The 16,440-nt window shown below is 40.6% G+C and carries 14 protein-coding genes and 1 riboswitch; of the genes, 12 read left to right on the top strand and 2 right to left on the bottom strand.

Translation table 11 applies throughout. The annotated features are described in order from the left end of the window. The 7 genes from GA0116959_RS08030 (at position 1) to recJ (ending at position 8,907) form a co-directional block, all read left to right on the top strand. Positions 1-2,007 carry a 2-oxo acid dehydrogenase subunit E2 gene (locus GA0116959_RS08030; protein ID WP_092720082.1) on the top strand — a complete coding sequence of 669 codons (2,007 nt, stop codon included), beginning with the start codon at positions 1-3 and terminating at the stop codon, positions 2,005-2,007. A 130-nt stretch (positions 2,008-2,137) separates the two neighbouring features. Next, positions 2,138-2,280, top strand: a riboswitch (yybP-ykoY riboswitch). A gap of 72 nt (positions 2,281-2,352) precedes the next feature. Then, on the top strand, positions 2,353-2,928 hold the full coding sequence (locus GA0116959_RS08035; protein WP_053579266.1) for a TMEM165/GDT1 family protein: 576 nt from the start codon (positions 2,353-2,355) through the stop codon (positions 2,926-2,928). Positions 2,929-3,071: 143 nt separating this feature from the next. Further along, positions 3,072-3,437, top strand: coding sequence for a YkgJ family cysteine cluster protein (locus tag GA0116959_RS08040; protein ID WP_092720084.1), 366 nt, complete (start codon positions 3,072-3,074; stop codon positions 3,435-3,437). A gap of 172 nt (positions 3,438-3,609) precedes the next feature. Then, the gene (gene guaB / locus GA0116959_RS08045; protein WP_053579268.1) at positions 3,610-5,076 is read left to right on the top strand and encodes an IMP dehydrogenase; all 1,467 of its coding nucleotides are present in this window, start codon (positions 3,610-3,612) and stop codon (positions 5,074-5,076) included. Positions 5,077-5,205: 129 nt separating this feature from the next. Continuing rightward, positions 5,206-6,537: a phosphoglucosamine mutase gene (gene glmM, locus GA0116959_RS08050; protein ID WP_053579269.1), complete on the top strand. Its 1,332-nt coding sequence runs from the start codon at positions 5,206-5,208 to the stop codon at positions 6,535-6,537. Between the two features lie 9 nt (positions 6,538-6,546). Next, entirely contained in the window at positions 6,547-7,203 is a 657-nt protein-coding gene (pdxH, locus tag GA0116959_RS08055) for a pyridoxamine 5'-phosphate oxidase (RefSeq protein WP_053579270.1), read from the top strand. Continuing rightward, positions 7,204-8,907 (top strand): single-stranded-DNA-specific exonuclease RecJ, encoded by a 1,704-nt coding sequence (gene recJ, locus GA0116959_RS08060; RefSeq protein WP_092720086.1) that lies wholly within the window; start codon positions 7,204-7,206, stop codon positions 8,905-8,907. Positions 8,908-9,164: 257 nt separating this feature from the next. Here recJ and GA0116959_RS08065 read toward each other — a convergent pair whose 3' ends face one another. Beyond that, a complete protein-coding gene (locus tag GA0116959_RS08065; RefSeq protein ID WP_053579272.1) occupies positions 9,165-9,941 on the bottom strand; it encodes a putative porin in 777 nt (258 codons plus the stop codon). Between the two features lie 443 nt (positions 9,942-10,384). Here GA0116959_RS08065 and prfB point away from each other — a divergent pair. The 5 genes from prfB to GA0116959_RS08090 all read left to right on the top strand — a co-directional run bounded on the left by prfB (position 10,385) and on the right by GA0116959_RS08090 (position 15,412). After that, a protein-coding gene (gene prfB / locus GA0116959_RS08070) for a peptide chain release factor 2 (protein ID WP_141684227.1) occupies positions 10,385-11,480 on the top strand; the annotation gives its coding sequence in 2 pieces (ribosomal slippage) (positions 10,385-10,456 and positions 10,458-11,480; 1,095 coding nt in all). 232 nt (positions 11,481-11,712) lie between these two features. Continuing rightward, positions 11,713-12,015, top strand: a complete 303-nt coding sequence (locus tag GA0116959_RS08075) for an ArsR/SmtB family transcription factor (RefSeq protein WP_092720088.1) — start codon at positions 11,713-11,715, stop codon at positions 12,013-12,015. Positions 12,016-12,053: 38 nt separating this feature from the next. Then, complete coding sequence (locus tag GA0116959_RS08080) at positions 12,054-13,130, top strand: alkene reductase (RefSeq protein ID WP_092720089.1); 1,077 nt, start codon at positions 12,054-12,056, stop codon at positions 13,128-13,130. Positions 13,131-13,238: 108 nt separating this feature from the next. Beyond that, positions 13,239-14,519 carry a 3-deoxy-D-manno-octulosonic acid transferase gene (locus GA0116959_RS08085; RefSeq protein WP_092720091.1) on the top strand — a complete coding sequence of 427 codons (1,281 nt, stop codon included), beginning with the start codon at positions 13,239-13,241 and terminating at the stop codon, positions 14,517-14,519. Positions 14,520-14,698: 179 nt separating this feature from the next. Then, positions 14,699-15,412 carry a 16S rRNA (uracil(1498)-N(3))-methyltransferase gene (locus GA0116959_RS08090; RefSeq protein ID WP_092720093.1) on the top strand — a complete coding sequence of 238 codons (714 nt, stop codon included), beginning with the start codon at positions 14,699-14,701 and terminating at the stop codon, positions 15,410-15,412. Here GA0116959_RS08090 and GA0116959_RS08095 read toward each other — a convergent pair. Then, a complete protein-coding gene (locus GA0116959_RS08095) occupies positions 15,386-16,372 on the bottom strand; it encodes a mechanosensitive ion channel family protein (protein ID WP_092720095.1) in 987 nt (328 codons plus the stop codon). The two genes, GA0116959_RS08090 and GA0116959_RS08095, sit on opposite strands and share 27 nt — an antisense overlap. Between the last annotated feature and the right edge of the window lie 68 nt (positions 16,373-16,440).

The following is a 16,440-nucleotide window of genomic DNA, read 5'->3' on the forward strand; positions in this document are numbered from 1 at the left end:
ATGCAAATTATGACTCCAGATATTGGCGTAGATAAAGCAACGGTTGCAGAAATTTTGGTCAAAGTGGGTGACACCATTGCCATCGATGAAAGTATTGTTTTACTTGAGTCGGACAAAGCCTCTGTTGAAGTGCCTAGCACTTCGGCAGGTGTAGTTAAAAGCATTTTGGTGACTTTGGGTGATGAAGTCACCGAAGGTGCAGCTTTGGTTGAGCTTGAAGCAGAAGATGGCTCGGCAACTGAAACTCAAAAAGCTGATGCCTCAGAAAAAACTTTGGAAAATACTCCAACCACTTTGCCCGATGAGGACATTCAGTCAGAATTGACAACACAGTCGTCTTCAGCTTCTGCTCAGCCGTCTACTTCGACTTTGGTTGACGTTAAGTTGCCAGATATTGGTGTAGAAAAAGCTTTGGTGGGTGAAATTCTAGTGAAAGCTGGCGATACTATTGATCTTGATCAAAGTATTGTCGTGGTTGAATCTGACAAAGCAACTGTAGAAGTACCGAGTACGGTTTCAGGTATTGTAGAAAGTGTTGAAATTCAAGAAGGCGACACGGTAAAAGAGGGCGTGGTTTTACTGAAAGTGAAAACCACGACAGTCACTGCTGCTGAGGCTCCAGTTAAAACAGAGCAACCTGAAACGACACAGCAACCAGTCACTACAGAATCTGAAACAGAGCAAGAGTCTGCTGCTGTGCAAAGTGGTGTCATTGAAGTTACTGTGCCCGATTTAGGTGTAGATAAAGCGGCAGTCGCTGAGATTTTAGTGAAAGTCGGTGATAGTGTTGAAGCAGATCAAAGTATTATTGTGGTGGAATCTGATAAAGCCACAGTAGAAGTACCAAGTTCAACAGCGGGTGTGATTACGGCCATTCATGTTGAAATGGGACAAAACGTCAGCCAAGGTGCTGCGTTGGTCACGATTGAAGGACAAGTTAAAAAGGCAACTTCAGCAAAAAATACTGCTCAAGCAACCCCTGCAACTCCAGTGAAGGCTGCGAATGCATCAGTACAATCGACAGCTGCGCCTCAAGCACAAAATGTAAGTGCAAGCTCAAATGTAGACAAGTTAACCAAAGAACAAAGTGCAGCCAATGCTAAAGTTTATGCTGGCCCTGCGGTACGTAAGCTTGCACGTGAATTAGGTGTGGTGTTAGCAGATGTTAAGGCTTCTGGTCCACATGAACGCTTAATGAAGCAAGATTTGGTGACGTATGTAAAAACACGTTTGACGGCACCTCAAGCAGCCCCTGTAGCGCAAGCTACAGCAGCAGTTCCAGGTTTACCAAAACTACCTGATTTTAGTGCTTTTGGTGGTGTAGAAGAAAAAGCGATGACACGCTTGCAACAGGTTTCTGTACCGCAATTGTCATTGAACAATTTTATTCCGCAAGTGACCCAGTTTGATGCAGCTGACATTACCGAGCTAGAAGCTTGGCGTGGCGAATTGAAAGGTAACTTTAAGAAAGAAGGCATTAGTTTGACCATTTTGGCTTTCATCGCCAAAGCGCTGGCGCATCTTCTCAAAGAAGAGCCTTATTTTGCGGGTCATTTGGCAGATGATCAAAAGTCTGTCTTACTACGCAATGAAATTCATATGGGGATTGCGGTAGCTACCCCTGATGGTTTGACGGTTCCAGTACTGCGTAACCCTGACCAGAAATCAGTCAAGCAAATTGCGATTGAATTGGGTGAATTAAGCAAAAAAGCGCGTGATAAAAAATTATCACCGAAAGATTTGCAAGGTGCTAATTTTACCATTACAAGCTTGGGTTCAATCGGTGGTACTGCATTTACGCCACTTGTAAACTGGCCTCAAGTGGCAATTTTGGGTATTTCACCTGCGACCATGCAACCTGTATGGAATGGTCAAGGTTTTGACCCACGCCTAATGTTGCCATTGTCATTGTCTTATGACCATCGTGTAATTAATGGTGCTGACGCTGCCCGTTTTACCAACAAATTAACCAAAATTTTGGCTGATATTCGTACTTTATTGCTTTGATTTTAGTCTAAGATTTTTATGAAAACCCTGCTTCGGCAGGGTTTTTTATTGAAGAAAATGTATTGAGTGATATTAAGTAGACGAAAATAAAAATCTCATTTGAAAAAAATATGCTTTCAGATTAGAATCATTTCACTTCATTGGGGAGTAGCCGCTTTTTACGTAATGTAAAAAGGTGATGGTCAACATAATTGTTCAACAGAGCATGGTCATCATAGCAAAGAACCAATTCAGCTTTTCACAAAGCTTTTTTTGTTGGCAAGACCTTTGATTTATCACTCTGCAGATTTTGGCTAGCAAGAGCGGTAAGTCATGGGCAAATTTTGCTAGCCAGAGAAAGTTCATATGTATGAGTTCCTGATCTCGACTGCAATTGTAGCACTTGCTGAAATGGGTGATAAAACCCAATTGTTGGCGCTTTTACTTGCAGCCCGCTTCCGTAAACCGATTCCAATTTTACTGGCAATTTTACTTGCGACTTTATTAAATCATGGTGTTTCTGCTGCACTTGGGCAATGGATTACCACGGTACTCAGTCCAAATATTTTACTGTGGATTGTATCGCTGGGTTTTATTGCCATGGCGCTATGGATGTTGATACCCGATGAGTTAGGCGATGAAACAGATCATATTAATAAATGGCAAAAATATGGTGTGTTTGGTGCCACCTTTATTTTATTTTTTCTGGCGGAAATAGGCGATAAAACGCAGGTTGCCACCATAGCGCTTGCTGCACGTTTTGATAGTATTTTTTGGGTTATGCTTGGAACCACTGTGGGTATGATGATTGCGAATGCACCTGCAGTATTTATTGGCGATAAACTGGCGGATAAGTTACCTATTGCATTGATTCATAAAATTGGCGCGTTTATCTTTTTAATGATCGGGGTTTCAACGTTAGTCCAACATTATTTTTTCTAAAGTGAATGGATGATGAGGAATTCTGAATACGCGTCAGGATTCCTCACATTTGAAAATAAAATATAAAAATAACTTGAGTCTAAAAACAACATTTTTTAAAATCACATCCTAAAAAATAAATTAGATAACGAGAATTTAGAATAATGTTGTCTCAAGTTTCTGTACAAGATGCCTGTTTAAGTTGTGGTGCATGCTGTGCGCATTTTCGTGTGTCATTTTATTGGGCCGAAGGAATTGATATCCCTGAGCACTATGTAGAACCACTCACTCCAGTATATTCATGTATGCAAGGTACCAATCAAACCCAAGCGTATTGTTCTGCTTTAGAAGGTAAAGTTGGCGAACAGGTCAGTTGTTCAATTTATAGTATGCGTAGTTCAACGTGTAGAGAAGTGCAGATGGCTGATGAGCAATGTAATAAAGCCCGTCATGCTTACCAAATGATTCCATTGATGCAGATTGATACAGCACAACTTAGCCATGAAGATGGTTTTGATCAGGTCAGTTAAACTCTGTATCCCTTGAATCAGCATAAGCGGAAAGCAACAGGATTATATTTAAATTAAAAAAATTATAATATTCAATAATATATAATTATTTTTAAACACAGTTTGAAATTAACATGAGTAAAATAGGTTTTTTTGTTTATAATAGCGCACGGAAATTACCAGTGAGACTGTTATGTTGACCATCGTTCAAGAAGCCCTAACCTTCGATGATGTCTTATTACTCCCTGCCTACTCAACTGTTCTCCCAAAAGATGTCTCCTTAAAGACACGCCTTACTCGTGGCATTCATTTGAATATCCCCCTTGTTTCAGCTGCAATGGATACTGTGACAGAATCACGTATGGCAATTGCGATGGCACAAAATGGTGGTATCGGTATTCTACATAAAAACATGGATATTTCAGCGCAAGCCGCTGAAGTTCGTCGTGTGAAAAAATTTGAAGCAGGGATGGTTAAAGACCCAATCACTGTAACACCAGAAACAACTGTTCGTGAACTGATTGCGATTACTCAAGCCAATAACATTAGTGGTGTACCTGTTGTAAAAGATGGCAAAGTTGTGGGTATCGTGACAGGTCGTGATACGCGTTTTGTGACCAATTTGGAACAGCCTGTCAGTAATATCATGACAGGCCAAGACCGTTTAGTAACGGTTCGTGAAAATGAATCTAAAGAAAATATTCAAGCATTATTACAGCAGTACCGTATTGAAAAGGTATTGGTGGTTGGTGATCATAACGAACTGAAAGGTTTGATTACGGTAACCGACTTCCGTAAAGCTGAATCTTATCCAAACAGCTGTAAAGATGATTTAGGTCGTTTACGTGTTGGTGCTGCTGTCGGTACAGGGATTGAAACGCCTGCGCGTGTTGAAGCCTTGGTTGAAGCTGGTGTAGATGCCATCGTGGTAGATACTGCACATGGACATTCGGCAGGTGTGATTGAACGCGTTCGTTGGGTAAAAGCGAACTATCCGCAAGTTCAAGTGATTGGCGGAAATATTGCCACAGGTGATGCAGCTTTAGCTTTACTTGATGCGGGTGCAGATGCGGTAAAAGTCGGTATTGGCCCAGGTTCAATTTGTACCACACGAATTGTTGCCGGTATTGGTATGCCGCAAATGTCTGCAATTGATAGCGTTGCCAATGCCTTAAAAGAGCAGATTCCGTTGATTGCGGATGGTGGTATTCGCTTCTCTGGCGATATGGCGAAAGCCTTGGGAGCTGGGGCAAGCACCATTATGGTGGGTTCAATGCTTGCAGGTACTGAAGAAGCGCCAGGCGAAGTTGAGTTTTTCCAAGGTCGTTACTATAAAGCCTATCGTGGTATGGGTTCATTGGGTGCAATGGCAGGAGCTACAGGTTCTGCTGACCGTTATTTCCAAGACTCGAAAGCAGGTCAAGAAAAACTCGTTCCAGAAGGAATTGAAGGCCGTGTACCCTATAAAGGCCCAATGGGTAATATCGTGCATCAAATGATGGGCGGTTTACGTTCTTCTATGGGATATACCGGTTCTGCGACGATTGAAGACTTACGTCAAAATGCCAAATTTGTGAAAATTACTGCCGCGGGTATGCAAGAATCTCACGTACATGATGTAACGATTACCAAAGAAGCGCCAAATTATCGCGTTGGTTGATTTTTGGTAATTAAGCTTCTGAAAAGCCGTCATTTATCTGACGGCTTTTTGGGTTTTGGTGTAAAGTATTTACAGTAAAAAATGGTCGATTAAGAAATCGGCATATATGTATAAGAAGTGAGTAAGAATATGAGTTATTTTGGTACAGATGGCATTCGTGGAAAGTTTGGGGAACTTCCGATTACACCTGAATTTGCTTTAAAATTAGGTTTTGCTGCTGGTAAAGTTTTAAAAAATTATAGTAAAAAAAGTAAACCGATTGTGGTATTGGGTAAAGATACTCGCTTGTCTGGCTATATTTTAGAAGCAGCGCTTCAAGCAGGCTTAAATGCAGCAGGCGTTTATGTACATTTGCTTGGGCCTTTACCAACACCTGCGATTGCCCATTTAACACGTGCTTTGCATGCTAGTTTAGGCATCGTGATTTCAGCCTCACATAATCCTTATGATGATAATGGAATTAAATTTTTCTCAAGTGAAGGCAAAAAACTACCTGATGAAATTCAGGAAGCGATTAATCAGGAACTTGAAAAAGAACTAAAAATTGAAGATACCGCAAATTTGGGTAAAAGTATTCGTGTGAATGATGCCAATGGGCGTTATATCGAATTTTGTAAATCAACTTTTCCTTATCACTTTGATCTTAGCAATTTAAAGATTGTGGTGGATTGTGCTCATGGTGCTGCGTACAGCGTAGGGCCTTCGGTATTTAAAGAATTGGGCGCCAAAGTGGTGTCGCTATATAATGAACCCGATGGTCTCAATATTAATGAAAATTGTGGTTCAACGCATCCCGAGCATTTACAAAAAGCAGTGGTAGAGCATGAGGCTGATTTAGGAATTGCTTTTGATGGCGATGCTGACCGTGTAGTTTTAGTCGATAAATATGGTCAACTTATTGATGGCGATAATATTTTGTATATTCTTGCCACACAAGTCAGTCAAAAGCCTGCGGGTATCGTCGGCACTGTGATGAGTAATATGGCACTAGAGTTGGCTTTAGAGAAAGCTCAAGTACCTTTTGTCCGTGCCAGTGTTGGTGACCGTTATGTCTTACAAGCACTTGATGCGAATGGCTGGGTGATTGGGGGCGAACCATCAGGACATATTCTCACTTTAGATAAAAGTACTACGGGCGATGCCATTATTGCTGCTTTACAAGTCTTGACCGTGATGGTGGAACAGAAGAAAGCACTGCATGAATTGGTTGCTGACTTCCATTTATTACCGAATGTCTTGGTCAATGTTCGTTTGCAAGAGATGTTTGATCCTTATGCCGTTCCTGCCTTGGTGAGTGAGTTTGAAAAGGTTGAGGTAATATTGAAAGGTCGAGGCCGTTTACTGATTCGCAAATCTGGAACAGAACCTGTTATTCGTGTGATGGTTGAAGGAGATAATCTTGAAGAAGTGACTCAACTCGCCCATCAACTTGCAGATGCTGTACGCTCACATGCGGCTTAAGGTCATACTATGAATGATGTGATTCAAGATTTAAGCGAGCTTCGTTTAAGCTACCAAAAAGGTGAATTATACGAAACGAGTGTGGATGAAAATCCACATCAGCAATTCCTGAATTGGTTTAATGCTGCTTTAGACGCTCAATTGCATGAACCCTATGCTATGTCTTTGGCTACAGCGAATGCGCAGGGTCGTCCGCATGTACGTACTGTGTTGTTGCGTGGCGCAACTGAATTAGGCTATGACTTTTATAGCAATTATGATAGTCAAAAAGGTTTAGATTTAATTGCAAATCCTTATGCGGAATTGTTGTTTTATTGGCCTGAATTGGAACGTCAAATTCGTGTCAGTGGTAAAGTTGAAAAAATTTCTTTAGAAGAATCGACACAGTATTATCATAAACGTCCACGTGAAAGCCAAATTGCTGCGCATATCAGTACACCACAAAGTGGTGTGATTGCGAGTCGTGAAGAGTTACAAACGCGTTTTGAACACTTGCAGAAGAGTGTTGTAGAAAAACTGGAATTGGCTAAACCTGAGTTTTGGGGTGGCTACCGTGTGGTGCCAGACTATTATGAGTTCTGGCAAGGTCGTCCGAATCGTTTACATGACCGCTTGAGTTATGAAAAAATTGCGGATTCATGGACATTACAACGGCTTATGCCTTAAATGCTTAAACCTCTCATTCAGCAAAGACCGTTCCTGACACGTCCTGAAAATATTCAGGGCGTGTCACCTTTTATTGCACAACTTTTAGCACGCCGTGGAGTGCAATCTGAACTAGAGCTTGAGTTGAAATTAAAGCATCTTTTGGCGCCCAATATGAAGGGCTTACAAGATGCAATTCAAATTATTGACCAAGCCATTGATGAAAATAAAAAAATAGTCATTGTGGGCGATTATGATGCCGATGGGGCGACGAGTACGGCATTGATGGTGCTTGTCTTAGGTGAAATGGGTGCAGATGTCGATTATCTGGTTCCTGATCGTTTTAAATATGGTTATGGTTTAACCCCAAAAATTGCCGATTTGGCTTTTGTGAGCTATCAGCCTGATCTATTAATTACTGTTGATAATGGTATTTCAAGCCATGCAGGGGTTGAGCAAGCGCAAGCACATGGTATGCAGGTGATCATTACCGATCATCATCTCACCACTAAAGCAACCCCATCTGCGCAAGCAGTGGTCAATCCCAACCAATTAGGATGTGAATTTCCCAGTAAAGCCTTGGCGGGTGTGGGTGTTGCATTTTATTTGCTTGCGAATTTGTCGAGTCACCGTCGTCAATTAGGTAAAACGATTGCCAAAGTCGCGGACTATCTTGATCTGGTCGCTTTAGGTACTTACGCCGATGTGGCAAGTTTAGATTATAACAATCGAATTTTAGTGAATGCAGGTGTAAAACGAATTCAGCAGAATCAATGTCGTGCAGGTATTAGTGCGCTTTTGGAGATAGCAAATCGTGAGCCTGCGCAGCTTAAAGCACAAGATTTAGGCTTTGTAATTGGCCCTCGCATTAATGCGGCAGGGCGGATGGAAACCATGGATATTGGGATTGAATGCTTACTCGCACCCGATATCCAAAGTGCGTATCCATTGGCGCAGCAACTGGACCAATTAAATACCGAACGTCGTCAAGTTGAAATTCAGATGAAGCAAGAGGCTTTAGCTGAGCTAACGCGCCTCAAATTAGATCAGACTTCTATGGCAGCGGCTTTGGTTTTATTTGAACCCCATTGGCATCAAGGCGTGATTGGAATTGTGGCTGGGCGTTTAAAAGAACAGTTTCATCGTCCCAGTATTGTGTTTGCAGCCGATGATGATGGTATTCATATCAAAGGTTCTGCACGTTCTATAGATGGAATTCATATTCGGGATGCCATTGAACATATCGCTGAGCAATATCCGCATTTGGTGAGTCATTTTGGTGGGCATGCCGCAGCTGCAGGTTTAACCATTCAAAAACAGCATTTTAATTTGTTTAAACAGGTGTTTGAGCAATTTATTGCCAGTATGGATACTTCACTTTTTAATGAAATTTTATGGACAGATGGCGAATTGCCATTGTCTGCCTTTCAAATAGAAACCGTTGATGAGCTACAAAATCTCACACCGTGGGGACAAAAATTTCCATCTCCTATTTTTGAAGGGATATTTAAAATTGTAGATTATCGTTGGCTCAAAGAAATACATTTGAAACTGCGTTTAATTTTAGAAAATGGCCAAATCGTGGAAGCAATTGCCTTTAATGCGCATGAAAAATTTGAATTTAATAGCATGCAAGATCATGTTCGATTGATCTATGAACTGGGTAAAAATGAATTTAATGGCAAGGTCAGTGTGCAGTTAAGAGTTATTTATTTAGAACAATAAAAAACGCTCAGTTGAGCGTTTTTTTACTGTTTTTAATCTGAATGCTTAGCAACGGAATGTTACCCATCCCAAAAGAATCAGTTCCTGCTAGGAGCAAGAGCGGAGTAAATAACTCAGGTCAATCGCATCTAATTTTGATCTTCAGATTCTGCTTGGCCGAAAGCTTTACCTGTTATTTCCAAACGATTTAAAGCACTTGAGAGATAAAAAAGCCCATTCGAAAATGGGCTTTTTAAAATTTTATTTAGGTCGGTGGATTAGAAACGGTATTTAGCAGCTACACCAAATTTATTGTAGTCGTTATTACCGACTTCACCAAAACCAATACGACCTTCTAAACTTACTTGTTGAGTAAAGAATTTACGTGCATTGACACCAAATTCGCTGTTATCACTTAAATCATTGTTGTAATAATCAGCACCTACGCTGAATGATTTATCAATGAAGTAATCTGCAGCAAGATTGTACTCGTCTAGATCACCAAATGCTGCACCTGCTTCTAAGTTAATGTCATTACCATTACTCAGTTGAGTTACATATTTGGCTCGAATTGTAGGGTCGACGCCGTCATTGTTGTCGTTGTCATAACCTTTTAGACCTGCTGCAATTAATAAGCCAGGTGCTGGAAGATAACCAACTTCGGCACCATATAATGTGGTATCAGAGTCACCACCACCTGCATAATCAACATCTTGACGACCAACATTACCACTTAAGTAAAAATCTGAGTTTGGTACATAATATTCAGCACCAACACCATATTTGGTCACTTCATCATCGCCCACTTCATTATAGTTAATGTGTGCATTTACGTTACTGGCACGATCAAGAAATGCCGCTTCTGCCATTGGTGCATTACGTGTTTGTACAGGATTAAAATAGTAGGTACCGTCTACACCAAAAGAACCGCTAGAACTACCATTGTCAGGATCAATAAGTCCAGCAGATGCACCGACTTCGGCTTGATATGCATGTGCTGTGCCTGTTACTGCTATAGCAGAAAGAAGTGCTGAAGCTATTGCTAGTTTTTTCATGGATACTGCCCCTTAAAATGATGGTTAAAAATAATACATTTTTTGTTACAACTTTTAGTCTAAAGTAAAATGACCTCAGGTCAATCATCGCAAGGTTACAGAAATGTTGCAAACGTAATTTTGTGTAATTAAATTATAATAAAATATTGATAATTAATAGTTTATTCAAATGTTTTGTTTTATTAAAAATATGAATATTTCATGAATTTCATCCTCCTTTTTGGCGTAACCCAAGCATTTTGTAACATAATAAGTTTTTGAGTAACGCTGTTTGGATTCTAAAAACATGATTAATTATGAACTTTAACTGACTTGAGACGTTTGATTAGGATCAGTCAACATAAGTTTATTAATTTGAAAGCGAGGCTTTTAAATTGCATATTTGCTCTGTGTTATAATTGCGGGCTATTGAAAGCCCAGTATTCTGATTGAGAGTAATTTACGTGGAAATTAATCCTTATCTAAACCAATTAAAAGACTTAAACGACCGTGGTCAAACATTACGGGGGTATCTTTGACTACGATCTGAAAAAAGAGCGTTTAGAAGAAGTCCTTCGTGAATTAGAAGATCCCAACATTTGGAATGATCAAGCACGTGCGCAAGCGATGGCCAAAGAAAAAGGCGAGCTTGAAAATGTACTCAATGTTTTAGAAGGTTTATCGACTCAGCTAGATGATGCACAAGCTCTGCTTGATTTGGCCGTTGAAGCGGATGATGAAAGTCTACTTGAAGATGTACAAGCTGAATTGACAACTGCTGAAGACGAATTGGCAAAACTTGAATTCCGTCGTATGTTTAGCAATCCCATGGATCCAAATCCATGTTATGTTGAAATTCAGGCAGGTTCTGGCGGTACAGAAGCACAAGATTGGGCTTCAATGCTGCTGCGTATGTATTTACGTTGGATTGAACGTCATGGTTTTAAAGCTGAATTGATGGAAGAATCGGACGGTGATGTCGCTGGGATTAAGTCAGCTACGATTCGTGTTGAAGGCGAGTATGCCTACGGTTGGTTGCGTACCGAATCAGGTGTACACCGTTTGGTGCGTAAATCGCCTTTTGACTCAGGTAACCGTCGTCATACATCATTCTCTGCGGTGTTTGTTTCACCTGAAGTGGATGACAATATTGAAATTGATATCAATCCAGCCGATGTTCGTACCGATACTTATCGTGCATCTGGGGCGGGTGGTCAGCACATTAACAAAACCGATTCTGCAGTGCGTTTAACCCATGCGCCCACAGGGATTGTAGTGGCGTGTCAGAACCAACGTTCACAACATGCCAACCGTGACCATGCATGGAAACAGTTACGTGCAAAACTCTATGAACGTGAAATGCAAATCCGTAATGATGCTGCAAAAGTTTTAGAAGATTCTAAATCAGATATTGGTTGGGGCAGCCAGATTCGTTCATATGTTTTAGATGATTCACGAATTAAAGATTTGCGTACCAGTGTTGAAAGCTCAAATACAGGTGCGGTACTGGATGGTGATTTGGATAAATTTATTGAAGCCAGTTTAAAACAAGGTCTTTAAGTTTAGTGCTGAAAAAACAGAGGTAAGTCCTCTGTTTTTTTAACGCTAAAATATGCTGATTTAGGTGAATCCATTCCTCGATCAGACAGTGTTAGAATAGAATAAAGTTGTACAGAAATTTAGCAGTTTACAAAAAAGAAGCCTTGTATCGTAAATTTTCGATATTAATATCGAAAAAAATAGATATAATGATTTCTGGTAAGGTGCTGATCATGAACATGAGTGAAATGAGATGGACACAGAAGCGATTTATAAAGCCTTAGCTAACCCGATTAGACGTCAGATTCTGCAATGTTTAAAAGAACCTAAACGTTTTATTTCCCCAGAAGAATGTGGAAATGATTTTAGTCGCGGGGTGTGTGCAGGGAACATGGAAAAAATCGCGGATATCTCACAATCGACCATGTCCAATCATTTATCTGTCCTGCAACAAGCAGGATTGATTCATGTGACCAAATATGGGCAATGGTCGTATTTCTCACGAAATGAAGCACTGATCGAAGAATTTTTACAACATTTACAGCATGCACTTTAGGCTCAATGGGTCTGAGCAGGTTGTAAGAGGATTGCTTGATGACAGATTTTTCAACTCCCGTTCAGTTCGGTGAACTTCAACTTAAAAACCGTGTGATCATGGCACCATTGACACGTAGTCGTGCCACAGTTGATCGCGTACCAACGCCGATGATGGCCGAATATTATGCTCAGCGTGCAAGTGCAGGTCTAATTATTTCAGAAGCCACCGTTATTTCAGAAGAAGCGAATGGTTACGAGAAAACTCCTGGTCTATTTAGCGATGCTCAAGTAGAGGGTTGGAAAGGGGTGACGGATGCAGTTCATGCTAAAGAGGGTTTGATCATAGCGCAATTGTGGCATGTGGGGCGTGTGTCGCATCCAGATTTATTGCAAGGTGAAACGCCTGTTTCTGCAAGTAGCGTTCAACAAGCTGGTCATGTCAGTTTACTCCGTCCGAAACGTGAATATGTTGTGCCACGCGCATTAGAAATTTCAGAAATTCAAACGATTGTTGAGCAATTTAAACAAGCTGCAATCCGTGCCAAAGCTGCAGGTTTTGACGGTGTGGAATTGCACGGTGCCAATGGTTATTTGATTGATCAATTCTTGCAAACATCGACCAATCATCGTACAGATAGCTATGGTGGTTCTGTTGAAAATCGTGCTCGGTTTTTGCTTGAAGTGATGGATGCTTTAATTGAAGTATGGGGTGCAGGACGTGTTGGGATTCATTTGGCGCCACGTGGTGATGAGCATGACATGGGTGATGCGAATGCGAAAGAAACTTTTGGTTATGTGATTGAACAATTAGGTCAACGTCAAATTGCTTTTTTCTTTACTCGTGAATATTTAGCTGATGACAGTATTAGTCTAGAAATGAAAGCGCGTGCCAATGGCGTCCCTTATATTGCCAATATGCGTTTAGGTCGTGAGGATGCATTGGATTTATTGGCTTCTGGTCAAGCAGAAGCGGTGTCTTTTGGTAAAGACTATATTTCTAATCCAGACCTTTTTGAACGTTTAGTCGAAGATGAACCGCTGAATGAATTGAAGTTTGAAAATATGATTGGTACAGATGTAGCGCAAGGCTATATCGATTATCCATTTATGAATAAGCAGTTGGCTGAAAGCTAATTTTTAGAAATAAAACAGAATAAATGAACATTGCAGAGCAGAACGCATTAACATGTGTGGGCTGCTCTGTTATATTTTGCCGATTCTATATTCTTCGAGGCAACCTGTTTGGCTACTCCTTTTTGGTACAACGCAGCATTATCAATCCTTAAGCCATTGTATCAGTGGCGGATTAAAAAACGTGCGTTAGATACGGAGCAGTGGCAACAGGAGTGTTTAGAGCGTTTTGGTCCATTTCAAGAACCTAAAAACTTGAATGCTATGTGGTTTCATGTGGTTTCGGTAGGTGAAACTAATGCCGCACAGCCATTAATTGAACATTATTTAAAATTGGGTCATCCTGTTTTAGTCACCAATACCACCAAAACGGGTCAAGCCCGCGCCAAATCACTTTTTTTAAAAGCACCGTATGGATCTTTGTTTCAAGCGGTATATTTGCCTGCTGATCAGAAACAATTGGTACGTGCGTTCTATCAAAAATATCAACCCAAAGTATTGATTTTAGTCGAAACAGAAATCTGGCCCAATTTGATTGATCAAGCGCAGTATTTTAAAGTGCCTTGTTTACTGATTAATGCCCGTCTTTCGGAAAAATCTGCGCAAGGTTATGCCAAGGTTAAAGGTTTGACTCAAGGCATGTTAAATGGTTTAGATGCTTTATTGGCGCAAAATCAAGCCACTTTACAGCGCTACTTAAACCTAGGTATGCCTGCACGTAAAAGTCAGGTTTTGGGCAGTATTAAGTTTGATATCTCAGCTCCTGAAAGCGTTATACAGCAAGCCAAGCAATTAAAACACGCATGGAATTTAAGCTCCCGCAAAGTGATTACACTTGCGAGTACACATGCACCGGAAGAACAAAAACTTCTGATGGCTTTACAGCCTTATTTAAATCAACATCCAGACATTGTGGTGTTGGTCGTACCCCGTCATCCCGAACGTTTTGATGACGTGTTTCAGATGATTCAGGCATTAAATTTAAATGTTCAACGCCGCAGTTTAGATGACCCTATTCAGCCCACTACTCAAGTTTATTTGGCTGATAGTATGGGGGAAATGTGGTTGTGGTATGCTTTAAGTCAGGTTTGTTTCGTTGGTGGTTCATTAAATGAACCCGGCGGTGGGCATAATATTTTAGAACCTATTGCACTCAATGTACCCACAGTTTTAGGCAAAAATTATTTTAACTTTCAAACGATTGTCGATGAGTTTGTGGCAGTTGACGGCGTAACCGTGGTACAAAATGCTGAACAAGCGGCTCAGGTTTTAATGGAAATTTTGACTGATGAACATAAAGCCGAAAGATTAAATATTGCAGCACAGCAAATCATGGCGAAAAATACAGGTTCTTTAGTAAAGCACATTGCAGTGATTGATCAGTATCTTTAAAAGTTCTGTGTAGATACGCTGAAATTTATTTCGCTGAGGTGGCATAATAAAGAGTTTTCTTGCGAAGCCTTGCTTCTCATCTGTCAAAAGTAGGAACGCCTACATAACGTAAAATAAAGTCATGAAATAATAGGTGGCTGTGCAGGTGTATTTGCTTTTAAGAGTTGAATTTATAGCTTATGAATATTGTCCTGTTAGACCCACGCCAAACTGAATCTGAACTTTGGTCAATTACCTCAAAACGTCAGCTTGAGCATTTAAAACAATATATTGATATACAAGTGGGAAACACCTTAAAAGTCGGCATTCGAGAAGGGTTGCGTTACTCGACTGAGGTGGTCGAGGTGACAGAGCAGGTAGTCAAACTCAAACCTATTCAGATCGAACCTGTTCCAGCAAAATTACCTGTCACTTTAATTGTAGCCATGCCACGTCCGAAAGTGTTACGTCGTTTAATCATGGACAGTGTGACTTTAGGCGTTGAAAACATTATTTTGTTGCACAGTTATCGAGTCGATAAAAGTTATTGGCAAAGTCCTTTTTTACAACAATTGGATCAATATGTGACCTTAGGTTTAGAACAGGCAGGCGATACGGTTGCACCAAAAATTGAAATTTATAAACGTTTCAAACCTTTTGTTGAAGATATTTTACCCAGTTTAATTACAGCGGAAAAGCCTGCTTATGTGGCGCATCCTTACGCACAGAGCAAAATGCCATTTGCGATTGAACATGCCTGTACGCTTTTGATTGGCCCTGAGGGCGGTTTTATCCCTTATGAAATTGATCTGCTGGTCAAAAATGGTTGCCAAGCGGTAAGCTTGGGCAACCGAATTATTCGGACTGAAACTGTGATTGCTTACAGTTTAGGTCGTTTGTTTGGCGTGAGCTGAATCATCATCTTGAGTAGATGGGTCACCACGGTACATTTTGACTTCTTGTACGGGGTAGGGAATAGAAATGTGATGTTCGGCAAAAGCACGAATCACTTTTTCTTGCACCGCACTAATCGAGGAGGAAGTGACTACTTCAGTGGTATTAACCCACCATTGCACTTTTAGATTCACAGAAAAATCAGCTAGAGCCGTTACATTCACACTAAAGCCTGGCTGGCTTAAAATACGGCTGTCTTGATCTAGAATTTGCAGCACAATATCTTTGGCTTTTTGCACATCATCCTCATAACCAATGCCAACCATAAATTCGCAACGACGACGTTGATAAGCCGTATTGACCGTAACTGGACTGGTATAAACCGTAGCATTTGGAATGACGATTCGACGTCCATCAGGTGAACGTAAATAGGTCGCACGAATTTGAATATCTTCAACGGTGCCTTCCATTCCAGACACAATAATGTCATCCCCAATTTTAAACGGTTCACCCAATAAAATTAGAATGCCTGAAAGTAAGTTCTGGAAAATATCTTTAAATGCAAAACCGATCGCCACCGAACCAATTCCGAGTGCACTCATCAATTGGCCAGGCGTAAATCCTGGAATAGCAATGACCATGGCGATGAGAAAGCCGATAAACATAATGGCCGAACTTCCGACTCGATTCAGCACCAAGACTAAATTTTGCTTGGTATAAGAGCGGTCAGAGAGTGTTTTACGAACAAAAAATTTAAATAACTTTGCCAATAAGTAAAAAATGATGAAAACGATAATAGCAATACATAAGTAAGGTACACGTTCCCAAAAAGCATCGACAAATTTGTCGATGGTGGAATAGGCATCATTGTACTTTGCTGCGTGTGCAATGACGGTTTGCGTGGTTTTTTCAGAGGCTTCATGTAAAAGTTGTGATGTTCCTTGAGTAACGTCATTCAAAGTATTATTTTTTTCCACCACGGGATGTCCAAATTGTGCTTAATACAGGCCATTTTGCCTGAAATACAATAAAAATTTAACCCACAATA

The sequence above is a fragment of the Acinetobacter albensis genome, from assembly GCF_900095025.1.
GTDB classification, from domain to species: Bacteria; Pseudomonadota; Gammaproteobacteria; order Pseudomonadales; family Moraxellaceae; genus Acinetobacter; species Acinetobacter albensis.